The sequence below is a fragment of the Streptomyces sp. NPDC102279 genome (assembly GCF_044766365.1).
Taxonomy (GTDB): domain Bacteria; phylum Actinomycetota; class Actinomycetes; order Streptomycetales; family Streptomycetaceae; genus Streptomyces.
In genome coordinates this window covers 163502-180132 of record NZ_JBIWLU010000013.1, presented here as the reverse complement: position 1 = coordinate 180132, position 16631 = coordinate 163502, and the positions used below count along the sequence as shown (strand labels likewise).

The window sequence follows — 16631 nt, the reverse complement described above, 5'->3', positions numbered from 1 at the left end:
ACGGCGAGTGCGACGGTCAGAGGTCGGCGCCCGGGCGCGGCGCGCGCTGACAGCGCGGGCAGAAGTAGCTGGAGCGGTTCATCCAGGCCCGCCGCCGCATCGGCGTCCCGCAGCGACGACACGGTTCGCCCTCCCGCCCGTACGCGTCGAGCGAGCGGTCGAAGTAGCCCGACTCGCCGTTCACGTTGACGTAGAGGCTGTCGAAACTGGTGCCGCCGACGGCGAGGGCGTCGTTCATGACATCGCGGATGTGGCCGAGGAGTTCGGCGGTGCGCGGCCGGGTCATGGTCCCCGTCGGTCGCTCGTAGTGCAGCTTGGAGCGCCAGAGCGCCTCGTCCGCGTAGATGTTCCCGACGCCGCTGATCAGCGACTGGTCGAGCAGGGCGCGCTTGATCGTCGTACGGCGGGCCCGCAGGGCGACGTGGAAGGCGGCGTCGTCGAAGAGCGGGTCCAGCGGATCGCGGGCGATGTGGGCGATGACGTCGGGCAGTCCGTCCGCGGTGTTCTCGTGCAGTGAGAGACCACCGAAGGTCCGCTGGTCGACGAAGCGCAGCTCGGTGCCGAGGGGGTCGTCGAAGCGGAAACGGATCCGCAGATGCTTCTCCTCCACGGCCTCCTCCGGCTGCACGAGGAGCTGACCGCTCATCCCGAGGTGCGCGAGCACGGAGTACGGGGAGTCGTCGAGCGGCAGCCACAGGTACTTGCCGCGGCGCATGGCCTCACCGATCCGCTGCCCCTCCAGCGACTTCGCGAAGCCGTCCGGCCCCGCCAAGTGCCGCCGCACGGCCCGCGGATGGCGCACCTCGACGGACTTCACGACCCGCCCGGACACCCAGCGCTCCAAGCCCCGCCGCACGACTTCGACCTCGGGCAACTCGGGCACGGGACTCCTCCGGAGGGGCGGACTGAGGGGTGATGCCGGAAGCGTACATCGCACGCGGCGGGCACTGTCGTGGCGCAGTCGCGCCCGCTCCCCCGGCCCGCACACGCACGGACCCCGCCGCGGCGCTGGTGCGCTGCGACGGGGTCCGATGGTGCGGTGCTTCTTGTGAAGGATCAGGCCGTGGCCGTGTCGGTGGTCGGCGTCGAGGGGGTTTCGTCGGTCCCCTCGGCGTCATGGGCCGGAGGCTGAGCGGCGCGAGCCGCCTGCTCCGCGGCCTGGGCCGACTTAGCGCGTTCGTCCGCGGCGGAGCGTATCGCACGCCACGCGGACTCCGCGGCCTGCTGCTCCGCCTCCTTCTTGCTGCGGCCGGTGCCGGTGCCGTACGAGACGCCTCCGACGCGGGCGGCAGCAGTAAAGGTCTTCTCGTGGTCGGGACCGGTCTCCGAGACCAGGTACTCGGGAACGCCGAGCCCTTCGGTCGCGGTGAGCTCCTGGAGACTGGTCTTCCAGTCCAGGCCGGCACCGAGGTTGGAGGACTTCTCGATCAGCGGGTCGAAGAGCCGGTGGACGAGGTCGCCCGCCGCTTCCAGACCCTGGTCGAGATAGACAGCGCCGATCACCGCTTCAAGGGTGTCGGCGAGGATGGATGCCTTGTCCCGGCCTCCCGTGCCTTCTTCACCCCGGCCGAGCCGGATGAAGGAGCCGAGTTCGAGGCCGCGGCCCACTTCCGCCAGCGCACGAGAATTGACCACCGCGGCCCGCAACTTGGCCAGCTGGCCTTCGGGCAGGTCGGGGTGGGTGCGGTACAGCGTGTCCGTGACCACGAGCCCCAGCACGGAGTCCCCGAGGAACTCCAGGCGCTCGTTGGTCGGCAGACCGCCGTTCTCGTACGCGTAGGAACGATGGGTCAGCGCACGCACCAGAAGGGCGGACTCGAGCTTGTAGCCGAGCCGCCCTTCCAGAAGCGTGTGGGACGAGGCTGTGTTCTCCGCCTTTTTCTTGGCGTTCAAGTCCGCCTTGGCGTCAGACATCAGACCTCTCACCAGCCGCTCAGACCTCGAGGACCTGGCGCTTGTTATAGGTGCCGCAAGCCGGGCACGCAATGTGCTGCAGCTTGGGCTCGTGGCAGCGCTCGCACGCAACCAGGTTGGGGACCGCAGCCTTCCACTGCGACCGGCGGTGGCGCGTGTTGCTGCGCGACATCTTCCGCTTCGGAACAGCCACGGCTACTTCTCCTGCTTCTCGTCGACGCCAGGTTCGGCGCCGCTCAACTCGTCCTTCTCGCCATCTTCGAGTGAACCGGCGAGTCCCTGCAGTGCCGCCCAACGGATGTCGACGGCGTCATGGTGGTGCTCCGGGTCGTCCGCCAGCCGGGCTCCGCATTCGGAGCACAGGCCCGGGCAGTCGTCCTGGCACACCGGCTGCATCGGCAGTGCGAGCACTACCGCATCACGCAGCACGGGTTCGAGGTCGAACAGGCCGTCCTCGAGGAAGAGCGTGTCCTCGTCATCCTCGGCGTCGTCGGCCGGCTCCGCCTTGGGGCGGCCCCGGTCATCGGCGTCAGGGTACGAGAACATCTCCTGGAAATCCGCTTCGAGCACCTGCTCGAGCGGCTCCAGACACCTTACGCACTCCCCCTTGGCCGATGCACGCGCGGTGCCTGTGACAAGCACCCCGTCCATGACCGACTCCAAGCGGAGGTCGAGTTCCACCGGGGCGCCTTCCGGCACTCCGATGACACCCTGGATGCCGAGATCCAGGGGCGCGTCGATCGTGCGGTTCAGGCGCTGCAGCGCGCCAGGACGCCGCCCCAGCTCGTGTGTGTCGAACACGAGAGGGTTGCGGTGGTCGAGGCGGGCGTTCAGAGCCATTCCTGCTTTCGATCTTCGAACTCATGGGGACGCTGCCCCTGGTGTTCCGTGGGCAGCGTTGATCGCGGACGTACACGCGACCGAAGAGCCAGGATACTGGACCTTTCGCTCACGGCCCAATCCGGTCCGAGCGCCCCGCCCCGTCCCCCGGCGCGCGGCCCTCCCCGCCCGGCCGTCAGTGGCCGCCGCGCCCCTGTTCGTAGGCCCTGAGCTGCTCGGCGCTGATCATGCTGGTGTCGAAGAGACTGGTCTCGTCGAGCGCCTGCGCCTGCTGTTCCTGGACTTGCCCCTGCTGCTGGACGTACGCCTGCTGCTGGTTCTGGTCGTACGCGGCCTGCTGGTCGTAGCCCTGCTGCGGGTAGGCGGCGTACGGATCGGCCTGCTGGTAGCCGTAGGGGTCCTGCTGCTGGGCGTACTGCTGCTGGTAGGCGTACGGGTCCTGCTGCTGGTGCTGGTAGGCGTACGCCTCCTGCTGCTGGCCGTACGACGGCTGCTGGGCCGGCACCTCCGGGCTCTGGACGGGCTGCTCCGGGGCCTCGGCCAGGTCGGCGAGGCCGGCCAGGTAGTCGGAGTCGCTGGTGTGCAGGCCCGGCGTCCCGTCGTCGCCGAAGGGCGTCAGGTCACCGAGGTCGTCGCTGGCGATCCGGCCGTGCAGCTTCTGCCGGCCGCGGCCGACGGCCTCCAGGGTCTTGGCGAGGACGGCCTCGAAGGCGCCGAGCTTGACGTCGACGTATTCGTCGGCGTTGCGGCGCAGGGTCTCCGGGTCGTGGCTGCGCTCGGGGGCGTCCTCGTCCTCGTACCCCTGATCGTCGACGCCCGGGCCGGTGCCGAGGAGCTTCTCCCGGCCGCGACCGACGGAGCCGAGGGTCTTGGTGAGGACGACCTCGAAGTTGGCGAGCTTGGAGTCGACGTAGTCGTCGGCCTCGGCGCGGATCTCCTCGGCCTCCTGACGGGACTCGGCGAGAATCCGGTCGCCCTCGTTCTGCGAGCGGCGGGCGACCTCGGTGTCGGAGATCAGGGAGCCCCGCTCGGCGTGCGCGGTCTCGATGATCCGCTCGGCCTCCTGGCGGGCCTGCTCGACCATCTGCTCACGGCCGCCGATCAGCTCCTGCGCCTGGGCGAGGGAGCCGGGCAGCGCCTGGCGCACCTCCTCGAGCATCGAGAGCAGGTCGGCGCGGTTGACCACGCACGAGGCCGACATGGGCATGGACCGGGCACTGCCGACCGCAGCCACGATCTCATCGAGCTTCTTCTGCACGTCCACCGTGTGCTCGCCACTCTCTACAGCTGTGATGGAGACGGACGGGTCGACTGTACGACCACTGCCGCCCCGCCCGACACCGGGTGACGCACTGTCAGCCGCTCAGTGCTTGCCCAGTCGCTCCGTGAGCTGTTCCAGAACCAACGGCGGCACGAGGTGGCTGATGTCGCCGCCCCACTGCGCGACTTCCTTGACCAGGGAGGAGGACAGGAAGCTGTAGGTGGGGCTGGTGGGGATGAAGAGGGTCTCGACGCCCGAGAGGCCGTTGTTCATCTGGGCCATCTGGAGTTCGTAGTCGAAGTCGCTGACCGCGCGCAGGCCCTTCACGATGGCCGGGATGTCGCGCTGCTTGCAGTAGTCGACGAGGAGGCCGTGGTAGGCCTCGACCTGGACGTTGCCGAACTCGGCCGTGACCTCGCGGATCAGCTCGATCCGCTCGTCGACCGTGAACAGGCCCTGCTTCGACTGGTTGATCATCACCACGACATGTACGACGTCGTACAGCGGCGAGGCGCGGGCGATGATGTCGAGGTGTCCGTTGGTGATGGGGTCGAATGACCCCGGACAGACGGCGCGGCGCAACAGTGGTCCCTCGCTCTCCGGTCCGGTCATCGTGCGTCTTCGCACGTAGAGGCGGCGCGACCGTACCAAAACGTGCCCTCGCCGTATCGACGGGCCCTGACGGCTTCGAAACCGTCCGGCCACACGAATTCGCCGCCTCTGGTGCTGCGCTCCACGGTGACGAGCGCATCCGCCGTGAGCCAGCCCCCGGTCCGGAGTGTGAGCAGGATCTCGCGAAGATCGTCGTCCGTGACCGCGTACGGAGGGTCGAGGAAGACCAGGTCGTACGGTTCCGCGGGCGGCGCCGTACGGATGATCTGCTCCGCTTTGCCCGCTCTGACCTCGGCGCCCGGCAGGCCCAGTGTCGTCACGTTCTCGCGGATGATCCGGGCCGCGCGGGCGTCCGCCTCGACGAGGAGGGTGTGTCCGGCGCCGCGGCTGAGCGCCTCCAGCCCGACGGCGCCCGACCCCGCGTACAGGTCGAGGACGCGCTCGCCGCCCAGCGGGCCGCCGAGCAGGGACTGCCAGGTGGAGAAGAGGCCCTCGCGCGCCCGGTCGGAGGTGGGGCGGGTGCCGGTGCCCGGCGGGACGGCCAGGCGGCGTCCGCCGGCCCGGCCGGCGATCACGCGGGTCATGAGGGTCCTTTGCGCTGGGGGTGTGTCGGTCGTTCCCAGTCTCTCAGCCGACGGCCGGTCACCGCGGCTCAGCCCTTGTCCAGGTACTGCTCGCGTTCCTCGTCGAGCAGGGCGTCCAGAGCGGTGCGCAGGCCGGGCAGGCCGGTCAGCTCGGGGTCCGCGGCGACGACCGCGGTGGCCTCCTCGCGGGCCTCCGCGATGATCTCCTCGTCGTCGATGACGGCGAGCATGCGCAGGGAGGAGCGGACGCCGGACTGGGCCTGGCCGAGGACGTCGCCCTCGCGGCGCTGTTCGAGGTCGATGCGCGAGAGTTCGAAGCCGTCCAGCGTGGAGGCCACCGCGTTCAGCCGCTGGCGGGCCGGGGTCGCCTCGGGCATCTCGGAGACGAGCAGGCACAGCCCGGCCGCCGAGCCGCGGCCGACGCGGCCCCGCAGCTGGTGGAGCTGCGAGACACCGAAGCGGTCGGCGTCCATGATCACCATGGCGGTGGCGTTCGGTACGTTCACCCCGACCTCGATGACCGTCGTCGCGACGAGGACGTCCGTCTCGCCGGCGGCGAAGCGGCGCATCACGGCGTCCTTGTCGTCGGGGTGCATCCGGCCGTGCAGGACCTCGATCCGGAGCCCCTGGAGGGGGCCCTTGGCGAGCTGGGCGGCGATGTCCAGGACGGCCAGCGGCGGACGCTTCTCCGCGTCGTCCTCGGGCGAGGCCTTCTTCTTGCTCTTCTTCGGGTCGTCGTCCTCGTCACCGATGCGGGGGCAGACGACGTACGCCTGATGGCCGTTCTCCACTTCCTCGCGCACGCGCTCCCACGCGCGGGCGAGGAAGTGCGGCTTGTCGGCGGCGGGGACGACATGGCTGGCGATCGGGGAACGGCCTGCGGGCAGCTGGTCGAGGACGGAGGTCTCCAGGTCGCCGAAGACCGTCATCGCGACCGTGCGCGGGATGGGGGTGGCGGTCATGACCAGAAGGTGCGGGGGCTGCTTCCCCTTGCCGCGCAGGGCGTCGCGCTGCTCGACACCGAAGCGGTGCTGTTCGTCGACCACGACCAGGCCCAGGTCGTGGAACTGGACCTTGTCCTCGATCAGGGCGTGCGTGCCGATGACGATGCCGGCCTCGCCGGTGACCAGGTCCAGCAGCGCCTGCCGGCGGCCGGCCGTCCCCATGGAGCCGGTGAGCAGCACGACCTTCGTCGAGTGCTCGGCCCCGCCCAGCATGCCGCCCTCGGCCAGCTCCGCCATCATCTCGGTGACCGACCGGTGATGCTGCTGCGCGAGCACCTCGGTGGGCGCGAGCATCGCGGCCTGCCCCCCGGCGTCGACGACGGCGAGCATGGCGCGCAGGGCCACCATTGTCTTGCCGCTACCCACCTCCCCCTGAAGCAGCCGGTGCATCGGGTGTTCGGTGGCGAGGCCGTCGAAGATCTCCTTGGACACCTTCTGCTGGCCTTCGGTGAGGGTGAAGGGGAGCTTGGCGTCGAAGGCGGTGAGCAGGCCGTCCGGTGCGGGGACGCGGGCGACGGCGGGGAGTTGGGCGTCGGCGTGGCGGCGGCGGGCGAGGGCGACCTGGAGGACGAACGCCTCGTCCCACTTGAGACGGGCGCGGGCGTCGTCGACGTCCGCCTTGGTGTGTGGGCGGTGGATCTTGAGGAGGGCCTCGGGAAGGGCCACCAGGCCGCGGCCGTCGCGCAGGGAGTCCGGGAGGGGGTCGACGGCCTCCTGGGCGCTCGGGAGGACGGTCTGCACGGACTTGGCGATCTTCCAGGACTCCAGCTTGGCGGTGGCCGGGTAGATCGGGATGAGGGCGCCGGCCCAGCTGTCGACACTCTCCTCGGCCTCGTCGCCGTCCCCGGTCAGCAGTTCGAACGCCGGGTGGGCGAGCTGGAGGCGGCGGTTGAAGACGGAGACCTTGCCGGAGAACATCGCGCGGGTGCCGGGCAGCAACTCCTTGTGGGGCTTGTGCACGCCGTGCCCGAAGAACACCAGCTGGAGGCGGCCACTGCCGTCCGTGATGGTGACTTCGAGGCGCTGGCCCTTGCCGCGGGGCGCCTTGGAGGAGGCGAAGGTGTGCAGGCGCGCGTCGGCGACCTGGGCGACCACGGTGACGTGCTCGTCCAGCGGCAGATCGGCGAGGTGGGTGAGCTGCCCCCGCTCCTCGTATCTGCGCGGGTAGTGGTGCAGCAGATCGCCGACGGTGTGCAGGCCGAGGTGCTCGGCCATCACCTTCGCGGTGGCGGCACCGAGCGCCTTTTTCAGTGGTTCATCGAGCACGGGCACGAGATCCATTGCACACCACACCACTGACATTGCCGTATACGTCCTGGAAATCCGCTGGTCAGACGGCTCGTTCCGGGCCTAGGATGACGCGCTCCGGCCCTCTTCGCGGTCACCGTCCCCCGGGACCGCCCGACCCCGCGCCGTCGCACGTCCCCCCACCGGCGCAGCGACGATGGACTCCCAGACCTCACAGCCCTCTCCGGCCTCCCCGTCACCTCACACGTTCCAGGTGGACCTGCGCGGTCTGGTCGACCTGCTCTCCCATCACCTGTACTCCAGCCCCAAGGTCTATCTGCGCGAGCTGCTGCAGAACGCGGTGGACGCGATCACCGCGCGGCGCGCCGAGCAGCCGGACGCGCCCGCCACGGTGCGGTTGCACGCCGAGGGCGGCACCCTGCGCGTGGAGGACTCGGGCATCGGGCTCACGGAGTCCGACGTGCACAGTCTGCTCGCGACAATCGGCCGCAGCTCCAAGCGCGACGACGGCCTGGAGTCGGCCCGTTCGGACTTCCTCGGCCAGTTCGGGATCGGGCTGCTCGCCTGCTTCGTCGTGGCCGAGCGCATCCGGGTGGTCAGCCGCAGCGCGCGGACGCCCGACGCGGCGCCGGTCGAGTGGACGGCGGCCGACGACGGCTCGTACACCGTGCGCACCCTGCCGCACTCCGCGCGCCCCGAACCGGGCACCACCGTGCACCTGGTGGCGCGCGCCGGGGCCGGTGAGTGGCTGAGCCCCGAGCGGGTCAGGTCGCTGGCGCGGGACTTCGGGGCGCTGCTGCCGTACGACGTGCGGGTGGGCGACGAGGCGATCGCGGATCTCCCCGCGCCCTGGGACCGCTCCTATCCGAGCCCCGCCACGCGCCGGGTGGCACTGGCCCGGCACTGTCACGACCTGTTCGGGTTCACTCCGCTGGACTCGATCGACCTGGACGTGCCGCTCGCCGGGATCCGGGGTGTGGCCTATGTGCTGCCGTCGGCGGTCAGCCCCGCCCAGCGGGCGAGTCACCGGGTGCACCTGAAGGGCATGCTGCTCACCGAGCGGGCCGAACAGCTGCTGCCCGACTGGGCGTTCTTCGTGCGCTGCGTCCTCGACACGGACAGCCTGCGGCCCACCGCGTCGCGCGAGTCGCTGTACGAGGACGAGACGCTCGCGGCCGTACGGGAGGCGCTCGGCGAGCGCATCCGGTCCTGGCTGACCGGGCTCGCGGCGGGCGATCCGGAGCGGCTGGCCGCGTTCCTCTCGGTGCACCACCTGGGGGTGAAGTCGCTGGCGCGGCACGACCCGGAGATGCTGCGCACGATGCTGCCGTGGCTGCCGTTCGAGACGACCGATGGACGGCTGTCCCTGGAGGAGTTCGCGCAGCGGCACCCGGTGGTGCACTTCACCCGGACGGTGGAGGAGTACCGCCAGGTCGCGCCGATCGCCTCCGCGCAGGGCGTCGGGGTCGTCAACGGCGGTTACACGTACGACAGCGAGCTGGTCGAGGCGCTGCCGTCGGTGCGTCCGGGCACGGTCGTCTCGGAGCTGGACGCGGACACCGTGACCGCGCACCTGGACGCGGTGGACCCGGCCGAGGAGCTGGCGCTGTCGGCGTTCCTGGCGGCCGCGCGGGCCCGGCTCGACCCGCTGGGCTGCGACGTCGTCCTGCGGGCCTTCCATCCGCTGTCGGTGCCCGCCCTGCACCTGGACGACCGGGCGGCCCGGCACGAGCAGGCCCGCGCGGACGCCGAGGAGCAGGCCGACGACCTGTGGGCGGGCATCCTCGGCTCGCTGCGGGGCAGCGCCCCGCGCGCGCGGCTGGTCCTCAACCATCTCAACCCGCTGATCCGGCGTATCAGTTCGCTCGCCGAGCCGGACCTCATCGGCACCGCCACGGAGTCGCTCTACGGGCAGGCCCTGCTGATGGCCCAGCGCCCGTTGCGGCCGGCGGACTCCGCGCTCCTGAACCGCGCCTTCATCGGCCTCCTGGAGTGGGCCACGCACACCGACCCCGGAAAGGACGACCGCCGATGAACCCGGCCATGGACTTCGACACGCTGCGCCGGGCGATGGCGGACAACTACGGTCAGCCGGAGGGACCCGGCCGCAACGCGCGCGCGGAGCACCTGCTCGTGGAGGCCGAGAAGCTGGGCATCCCGCTCGCCGTGATCGAGGCGCTCGGACACCAACTGAAGGTCTACAACTACAGCTCGGAGAAGGGCAAGATGTTCGTGCCCTTCGCGCGCCTGCTGCGCATGTGGGACGAGCGTCCGGAGGACTTCGACGAGTACGAGATCCACTCCCTGCACTGGGTCTTCAAGTGGATGTCGTCGGGCATGCTCGACCAGCCGCACGTCCCGCTCGCCTCCATAGAGAAGTGGCTCGGCGAGATGGAGCACCGCTACCGCCTCGCCGGCCACTCCGAACGGGCGGTGCGCAGCGCCGAGTTCAGTGTCGCCGCGCACCTGGGCGACCTGGCGCGCGCCGAGCGTGCGTACGGTGCGTGGCTCGCCGCCGACCGCGACGCGATGGCCGACTGCCACGCGTGCGAGCTGCACGGGCAGGGGTGGTGGCAGTCGGTGCGCGGCGCCGACGGGGAGGCGCTGGAGTTGTGGGCGCCGGTCCTGGAGGGCGAGTACAGCTGTGCCCACGAGCCGCACACGGTGCTCGCGTCGTCCCTGTTGCCGCTGCTGCGTCTCGGGCGGGTCGAGGAGGCGCGCGCCCACCATCTGCGGGGCTTCCGGCTGGTGCGCGCCATGGAGAGCATGCGGGGCGCGTACGCCGACCATGTGGAGTTCTGTGCCGTCACCGGCAACGAGGCGCGCGCCCTGGAGCTCCTCGCGGAGCGTCCGGCCTACTTCACGGACTCCGGGGACCCACGCAGCAAGCTGGAATTCATGGCGGTGGTGGCGCTCCTGATGGGCCGCCTGACCGCTCTGGGTCTCGGGGAGCGGACGGTTCCCGGGCCTGCCGGACAGGTGTGGACGGCGGCGGAACTCGCCGTGCACGCGCGCGGGGAGGCGCTCGCGCTGGCCGGGCGTTTCGACGCCCGCAACGGCACGTCGTACGTGAGTGAGCGGGCCGGCGCGCGGATGGACCGGCCGGTGCTCGTCGACCGGCTGCCGCTGGGCGTTCGGTCCGTGCGTTCCGCCCGCGCCGGACAGCAGGCGCCGACCGCGGCGCACACTCCCCCGCAGGGCGCCGAGGGTGCCACGCCGTCCGCCGGGAGCGGCGGGGACGCGGCACCCGGCGGACGCGCGACGGCCGGTCTGGACGCCCTGCTCGCCGAGGCCCGGGGACTGGCCGCGCGCCGGAGTCCGGACGCCGTGGAGGCGTGGGCGGCGGTCTCGCGGGCCGCCGAGGGGCGGGAGCTGGACGTCCACGACCGTGCGGCGATCGCCGATCACGCTGCGATGGGCCAGGGTCCTCAGGGCACCGACCTGTTCCTGCGGGCGGCAGAGCTGTACGCCGAGGCGGGTGACCCCGGCGAGGCGCTGGCTGCGCGCTCCCGTGCCGCGTACGTCCGGGCGTTGACCGGCGGCTCCGAGGAGTCCCTGGCCACCGGCGCCGAGCTGCGCGAGCAGGTCCTCGCCCTCTTCGCGGAGGGCGGCACCGGGGTGGCGCAGACGGCGTCGGTGCTGGTGGGCCGGGCGCGGACGCTGATGCACCGGGTGGAGGAGGCGGAGTCGGCGCAGGAGAGCGCCCCGCCCGGCGGCCCTGGTCCGCAGGACGACGTCCTGGCCGTCGCGGAGGCGGCCGCGCGGGAGCTGCTGGCCCTGGTGGCGCCGCACGGCGCCGATGACGTGGCCGTGGCTTCGCGCGGCGCGGAGGCCCACGCGATGCTCGGGGAGCTGGCGGCGCGCGCCGGGGACGGGGAGGCGGCGGCCGCGTCGCTCACGCTGGCCGTCGACGGGTTCGTGGCGGCCGGGCTGCCGTGGTTCGCGGTCGAGTACGACTCCCGGCTCGCCGGGATCGCCCTGCACCTGGGCGACCCGGAGCTGGCGGTGCGGTCGGCGCGGGCCGCCCTGGAGCACGGTGGCTCCCACCTGGAGCCGGCCGGCCAGGCCCAGCTGCAGCTGCGGCTGGCGGAGATCCTGGCGGCGACGGGGCAGGTGGGCCCCGCCGCGGAGCACGCCCTGGAGGCGGCGCACTGGGCCGACGAGGCGGGTGAGGCCGGCACGCTCGGTGCCTGGGCGCGTCACCAGCTCGGGGGGTTCCTGCTCCGTCAGGAGCGGTGGGCGGAGGCCGCCGAGATCCTGGAGTCGGCGCTGCCCGATCTGACGGGCGAGATGCACGGCGACGGCGCGATCGTGCAGACGCGCTGGTGGCTCGGCGACTGCCTGACCGAGCTGGGCGAGCACCGCGGGGCGGCCGAGCACTGGCTGCGGGCCGCGGACATCGCCCGGCACTGGCCCGAGCAGCGGGACCACGCGATGCTCGCGCATCTCGCCGCCGAGGCCCTCGGACGCGCCGGGCTGACCGCCGAGGCGGACCGGGCGTATGCCCGGGCCGGCGACCTGTGGCGCGGGCTGGGCAACGTGAACGGGCTGGTCCGGTCGCTCCGGGCGCGCGCGTGGTCTGCGGCCCGGACCGGCGAAAACCTGGACGGCGCACGGGAGTTGATGGTGGCGGCGTTGCGCGAGTGCGCGTCCGCGGCGGAGGCGGCCGGCTCACCGGGTGCGGCGCCCGGTCCCGGAGCGGACACCGAGGAGGCGCGAGAGGCCGAGGACGTGCGGCGCGGGACGGTCGCCGAACTCGGCCACACGCACCGCCAGTTCGGCGACCTGGTGGCCCGCTCCGTCCAGGACGACGCGGAAGAGGACCTCGCGCGGGCCGCGTTCGAGGAGTCGCTCGGTCATCTCGCCCGCGCCATCGCCGTGTTCGCCTCTCTCGGGGACGACGTGCTCGACGTCCGTACCGGCGCCGAACTGGCGGCCGGCCGGCTGGAGGCGGACCTGGGCCGACGCGGGGCCGCGGCGGCCCGCGCGCGGGCGGTGCTCGACGCCTGCCCCCGCCTGGACGGAGACACCGCCGAGGCTCGCCGCACGGAGGCCGAACGGATACTGGAACTCATGGAGAGGCCGGAGAAGGCCTGAGCCGGATGGCCGCCGACGCCGGTCCCGCGCGGGACCGCCCTGCGCGGGGCGGCCCCACGTCGGCGCTGTCCCGTCGTCCCTGCGGACGCCGTCCGGACGGGACGGACGGGACGGACGGGACGGACGGGACGGACGGGACGGACGGGACGGCCCGGAGCGCCGCCCCGATGTCCGGCCTCGACGGCTCCGTGCCGGACACACAGCCGGCCGGTCTCAGGACCCCGCGCCCTCCGCCCCCGGGGTGCGTCCCTCGGGGTGGGGTCCGGCCGCCGGGCCCGTCGCCTGCCCGGTGGCCCCGCTGACCCCGGTGTCGCCCTCCCGGATCGTCTCCGCCGCGTTGCGGAGTTCGTCGAGCACGGTCCGTACGGCCTTGCGGGCCGCGCGTTCGGGGCGGTGGAGGACGTCGATACGCCGTACCGCGTGGACGCCGGCGAGGGGCCGCAGGACCAGGGCGGGATGCGGGCGGGTGGTCCAGCGGGGCATCAGGGCGAGCCCGCCGCCCGCGGCGACCGTCTCCGCGACGACCGCGAACTCGTTGATGCGGTGGACGATGTCGAGCCGCCGGTTCGCGGCGGTCGCGATGGCCTCGATGGTGGCCATCAGCGGGAAGCCGTCGTGCACGGTGATCCAGGGGCGGTCCGCGACGTCCTCCGGGGTGAGGTGCTCCCGGCGGGCCAGGGGATCGTCGGCCGGCAGCGCGACGTCGAGCGGTTCACGCAGCAGGGTCGTCGTGGTGACCGTGCGCGGCCAGGGCGGTGCCTGGCCGAGATGGTGGGCGAGGACCAGGTCGTAGTCGCGCGTGAGCCGGGGGAACTGGTCCTGGGCGACGTCCTCGTCGGCGAGCGAGAGCCGCGGCGCACCGGGGGTCCGGCCCCGCAGCAGCACCGGGAAGAACGTGGAGGCGGCGCTGTGGAAGGCCGCCACCGACACCTGGCCGGCCGGCTCGTCCACGAAGTCGTCGACGGTGTGCCGGGCCCGGGCCAGGGCGGTCTCCACCTCGATCGCCGCACCGGCCAGCGCACGCCCCGCGTCCGTGAGCACCAGCCGCCGTCCGTCCCGTTCGGTGAGCGGAACCGGCATCGCGCGCTGCAGCAGCCGCAGGTGCTGGGAGATGGCCGAGGGGGTCATCAGCAGCGCCTCGGCCACGGCGGTGACACTGCCCAGCTCCCCGAGTTCGCGCAGGATCCGCAGCTGCCGCTCGTTCATCCGGGCATTGTAGTTGTAGTGATGCTTCAAGGTCTTTGAAGAAGGTGACTCTGTGCTTCAGCGTCAGCCTGCGGGAGCGTGAGGGCGTGTCCCGAGTCCGCAGCACTGACGCAGTGCTCCTCCTTGTCGCCGCCGTCTGGGGTTCCAGCTATCTGGCCGCGAAGACCGCCACCTCGGCGCTCCCCGTCCTGCTCGTCCTGTTCGCGCGCTACGGCATCTCGGCCGCCGCCTGTCTCCTCGTCGTCGCCCTCGGGAAAGGGGCGGGCCGCTGCACACGGGACGAGCTGCGGCTCGGTTCGGTGCTGGGGGTCACACAGGCCGCGATCCTGGTTCTGGAGACGTACGGTGTCGCCCACACCAGCGCGGCGAACGCGGGCCTGATCATCAGCCTCACCGTGGTGCTCACCCCGTTCCTCGACCGTTCGGCCGGGGCTGCGGGACTGCCCCCGCGCTACTTCGCCGCGACCGGCCTGTGTCTCCTGGCCGTCGGGCTCCTGGTGTCGGGCAACGGCTTCCACGAGCCGCGTGTCGGCGACCTGTTGATGCTCGCCGCCGCGCTGGTCCGGGCCGCTCACGTGGCCCTCGTGGGACGGCTCACCGCCCGTCGGCCGGTAAGGCCCTTGCAGATCACGGCCGTTCAGACGGTCGTCGGCACTGTCCTGTTCCTGGTGCCCGTCGCGGGCAGTCTGCCGCGGCTCGGCGGGGTCGGCGCGGCGGGCTGGGCGCAGTTGCTCTATCTCGCCCTGTTCTGCAGTGTGTTCGCGTTCCTCGCCCAAACCTGGGCGGTACAACGCAGCTCCGCCAGCCGGGCCAGTCTGCTGCTGGGCACGGAGCCGGTGTGGGCCGTCGCCGTCGGCATCGGGCTGGGCGGCGAACACCTCACCGTGCTCACCGCTCTCGGTGCCGTGCTGATGCTCGCCGGAACCTACTGGGGGCAGGCCGTCGAACGCGCCTTCAGAGCCGCCACGCCGTCGGAGGTCCCCCGCCCGAGGACGACGGAACCCACGGCCGCGTGACCGGTCCTGCAGCTGTCCCGAGGCCGGCTACTCGACCCCGATGAGCAGCAGCGCGCCCTGCCGCCCTCCCCGGTACACCACGGTGTCCACGGCCAGGTAGGCCTCCCGCACCCGGGCTTCGAGGCGGGTGGCGACGGCGTCGGGGGTCTCGTCGCCGAGAACCAGGGTGACCATTTCGCCGCCGGCGGCGAGCATGCGGTCGAGGACGGTCTCCGCCGTGGTCGTGACGTCGGCGCCGATGACGGCGACATCGCCGTCGATGAGGCCGAGCACGTCCCCGGCCTGGCAGATCCCGGCCATGGTCCAGGACTGCCGTTCGGCGACCGCGACTTCGGCGTAGCGGGTGGCACCCGCGGCCGAGGTCATGGCGACGACGTCCTCGTCGAAACGGCGCTCCGGCTCGTGCACGGCGAGTGCCGCGATGCCCTGCACGGCGGAGCGGGTGGGGATGAGCGCCACCCGGACACCCTCGGTGCGGGCCTGTTCGGCGGCGGCCGCGGCGGTGTGGCGCAGGTCGGCGTCGTTGGGCAGCAGCACCACTTCGAGCGCGTGGGCCCGTCGTACGGCCTGGACGAGTTCGCCGCTGGCGGGCGGCTCCCCGGGCCGGGCCAGCACGGTCGTCGCCCCGGCCTCCGCGTACAGCCCGGCCAGGCCCTCACCGGGTACGACGGCCACGACGGCGCGCTGCGCCCGTTCCCTGGGCGGACGTCCCGCTCCCCCGGCGTGGACGTCTCCGAGGCCGAAATGGGTGATGCGGATGCGGTGGGGGCGCCCCGCCTCGACGCCCGCCTCGACGGCGGCACCGGCGTCGTCCACGTGCACGTGGACGTTCCACAGTCCGTCGCCGCCGACCACCACGAGGGAGTCGCCGAGTCCGTCGAGCCGCTCGCGCAGCCGGTCCACGGCGGCGTCCTGTGCCTCCAGGAGGTAGATCACCTCGAAGGCGGGACCGCTCTCCCCGGCCGCTCCGTCACCGCAGGCCTCGGCCTCGGTGCCGTCCGGGCCGTCCGGCTTCCCGTCGGCGTGCGGAGGGAGGGCGGCGGCCCCGGCGGCCTGCCTCGGCGCCTCTCCCGTGAACGTCTGCACCAGCGCCGACAGGAGCGCCACCAGACCCCGCCCGCCCGCGTCGACCACTCCGGCCCGCTCCAGCACGGCCAGCTGCCCGGTCGTCGCGGCCAGCGCGACGCGCGCTCCCTCGTAGGCGGCCCGCGCCACGCTGCCGCAGTCCCCCTCGGCGTCGGAGGCCGCGTCGGCGGCGGCCGTCGCGACGGTGAGGACGGTTCCCTCCACGGGGTGGGCGACGGCCTGGCGCGCCGACTCGGCCGCGTGCCGCAGGGCCAGACGCAGTCCCGGGCCGTCGGTGTGGGCGCTCTCGCTGTCGGCCGCGAGGACCTGTGCCATGCCCCGCAGCAGCTGAGCGAGGATGGTCCCGGAGTTGCCCCGGGCACCGATCAGGGCTCCGTGCGCCATCGCCCGTACGGCGTCGGCGAGGGGCGGGGGCGCCGACGCGGCGGCCATCGCGTGGCCCGCGAACACCGCCTCGACCGCGGCGGCCGCCGACTCCACCGTCAGGTACAGGTTGGTGCCGGTGTCCCCGTCGGCCACCGGGTAGACGTTGATCGCGTCGATCTCCTCGCGCGCGCGGCCGAGGGCCTCCAGCGCGAGCCCGCACCAGGTACGCACCGCCAGAGCATCGAATGTCTGCGGTCCCTGCGGCACCTGCGCCTCCTTGAGCGGCTGGACGTGGGTCGCAGCGTAGACCCAGCAAGGGTTACTGCCGGTAGGGGGCCCTGTGAGGGGTGGGCGGGAGGTCGGCCGGGCCATGGTAGTTTCGTTCTCCGGACGCAGT

Annotated in this window: 13 protein-coding genes; 3 read left to right on the top strand and 10 right to left on the bottom strand. The window is 72.6% G+C overall.

Translation table 11 applies throughout. The features are described 5' to 3' along the window. Window positions 1-16 precede the first annotated feature (16 nt). The 8 genes from mutM to recG all read right to left on the bottom strand — a co-directional run bounded on the left by mutM (window position 17) and on the right by recG (window position 7496). The gene (mutM, locus tag ACIRQH_RS31300; protein ID WP_358816242.1) at window positions 17-883 is read right to left on the bottom strand and encodes a bifunctional DNA-formamidopyrimidine glycosylase/DNA-(apurinic or apyrimidinic site) lyase; all 867 of its coding nucleotides are present in this window, start codon (window positions 881-883) and stop codon (window positions 17-19) included. 173 nt (window positions 884-1056) lie between these two features. Next, complete coding sequence (rnc, locus tag ACIRQH_RS31295; RefSeq protein WP_388869862.1) at window positions 1057-1914, bottom strand: ribonuclease III; 858 nt, start codon at window positions 1912-1914, stop codon at window positions 1057-1059. A gap of 19 nt (window positions 1915-1933) precedes the next feature. Beyond that, on the bottom strand, window positions 1934-2107 hold the full coding sequence (gene rpmF, locus ACIRQH_RS31290; protein WP_033321093.1) for a 50S ribosomal protein L32: 174 nt from the start codon (window positions 2105-2107) through the stop codon (window positions 1934-1936). Between the two features lie 2 nt (window positions 2108-2109). Further along, window positions 2110-2754 (bottom strand): DUF177 domain-containing protein, encoded by a 645-nt coding sequence (locus ACIRQH_RS31285; RefSeq protein ID WP_358816240.1) that lies wholly within the window; start codon window positions 2752-2754, stop codon window positions 2110-2112. Between the two features lie 175 nt (window positions 2755-2929). Continuing rightward, the gene (locus ACIRQH_RS31280) at window positions 2930-4018 is read right to left on the bottom strand and encodes an ATP synthase F0 subunit B (protein WP_404228020.1); all 1089 of its coding nucleotides are present in this window, start codon (window positions 4016-4018) and stop codon (window positions 2930-2932) included. A 99-nt stretch (window positions 4019-4117) separates the two neighbouring features. Beyond that, window positions 4118-4627 (bottom strand): pantetheine-phosphate adenylyltransferase, encoded by a 510-nt coding sequence (gene coaD / locus ACIRQH_RS31275; RefSeq protein ID WP_358816238.1) that lies wholly within the window; start codon window positions 4625-4627, stop codon window positions 4118-4120. Continuing rightward, entirely contained in the window at window positions 4624-5250 is a 627-nt protein-coding gene (gene rsmD, locus ACIRQH_RS31270) for a 16S rRNA (guanine(966)-N(2))-methyltransferase RsmD (protein WP_358816344.1), read from the bottom strand. Before rsmD ends, coaD begins: the two co-directional genes overlap by 4 nt. A 29-nt stretch (window positions 5251-5279) precedes the next feature. Next, window positions 5280-7496 carry an ATP-dependent DNA helicase RecG gene (gene recG, locus ACIRQH_RS31265; RefSeq protein ID WP_358816237.1) on the bottom strand — a complete coding sequence of 739 codons (2217 nt, stop codon included), beginning with the start codon at window positions 7494-7496 and terminating at the stop codon, window positions 5280-5282. A gap of 163 nt (window positions 7497-7659) precedes the next feature. Here recG and ACIRQH_RS31260 point away from each other — a divergent pair, with 163 nt between their 5' ends. Both ACIRQH_RS31260 and ACIRQH_RS31255 read left to right on the top strand, forming a co-directional pair. Then, window positions 7660-9498: an HSP90 family protein gene (locus ACIRQH_RS31260; protein ID WP_358816236.1), complete on the top strand. Its 1839-nt coding sequence runs from the start codon at window positions 7660-7662 to the stop codon at window positions 9496-9498. Further along, a complete protein-coding gene (locus ACIRQH_RS31255) occupies window positions 9495-12560 on the top strand; it encodes a tetratricopeptide repeat protein (RefSeq protein WP_404228016.1) in 3066 nt (1021 codons plus the stop codon). Before ACIRQH_RS31260 ends, ACIRQH_RS31255 begins: the two co-directional genes overlap by 4 nt. A 213-nt stretch (window positions 12561-12773) precedes the next feature. Here the strand turns inward: ACIRQH_RS31255 and ACIRQH_RS31250 are convergent, their stop codons facing one another. Further along, window positions 12774-13766, bottom strand: a complete 993-nt coding sequence (locus ACIRQH_RS31250; protein WP_404228014.1) for a LysR family transcriptional regulator — start codon at window positions 13764-13766, stop codon at window positions 12774-12776. An 86-nt stretch (window positions 13767-13852) separates the two neighbouring features. Here ACIRQH_RS31250 and ACIRQH_RS31245 point away from each other — a divergent pair, with 86 nt between their 5' ends. After that, window positions 13853-14782, top strand: coding sequence for a DMT family transporter (locus ACIRQH_RS31245; RefSeq protein WP_388869877.1), 930 nt, complete (start codon window positions 13853-13855; stop codon window positions 14780-14782). A gap of 27 nt (window positions 14783-14809) precedes the next feature. Here ACIRQH_RS31245 and ACIRQH_RS31240 read toward each other — a convergent pair whose 3' ends face one another. Beyond that, window positions 14810-16501 (bottom strand): DAK2 domain-containing protein, encoded by a 1692-nt coding sequence (locus ACIRQH_RS31240; RefSeq protein WP_358816233.1) that lies wholly within the window; start codon window positions 16499-16501, stop codon window positions 14810-14812. Window positions 16502-16631 lie beyond the last annotated feature (130 nt).

What these genes read in the sequence shown, in the direction of transcription:
- ACIRQH_RS31250 (WP_404228014.1), bottom strand. Translation starts at nt 13,766, where the DNA reads ATGAACGAGCGGCAGCTGCGGATCCTGCGCGAACTCGGGGAGCTGGGC.
- ACIRQH_RS31285 (WP_358816240.1), bottom strand. Translation starts at nt 2,754, where the DNA reads ATGGCTCTGAACGCCCGCCTCGACCACCGCAACCCTCTCGTGTTCGAC.
- rnc (WP_388869862.1), bottom strand. Translation starts at nt 1,914, where the DNA reads ATGTCTGACGCCAAGGCGGACTTGAACGCCAAGAAAAAGGCGGAGAAC.
- recG (WP_358816237.1), bottom strand. Translation starts at nt 7,496, where the DNA reads ATGGATCTCGTGCCCGTGCTCGATGAACCACTGAAAAAGGCGCTCGGT.
- ACIRQH_RS31260 (WP_358816236.1), top strand. Translation starts at nt 7,660, where the DNA reads ATGGACTCCCAGACCTCACAGCCCTCTCCGGCCTCCCCGTCACCTCAC.
- coaD (WP_358816238.1), bottom strand. Translation starts at nt 4,627, where the DNA reads ATGACCGGACCGGAGAGCGAGGGACCACTGTTGCGCCGCGCCGTCTGT.
- ACIRQH_RS31255 (WP_404228016.1), top strand. Translation starts at nt 9,495, where the DNA reads ATGAACCCGGCCATGGACTTCGACACGCTGCGCCGGGCGATGGCGGAC.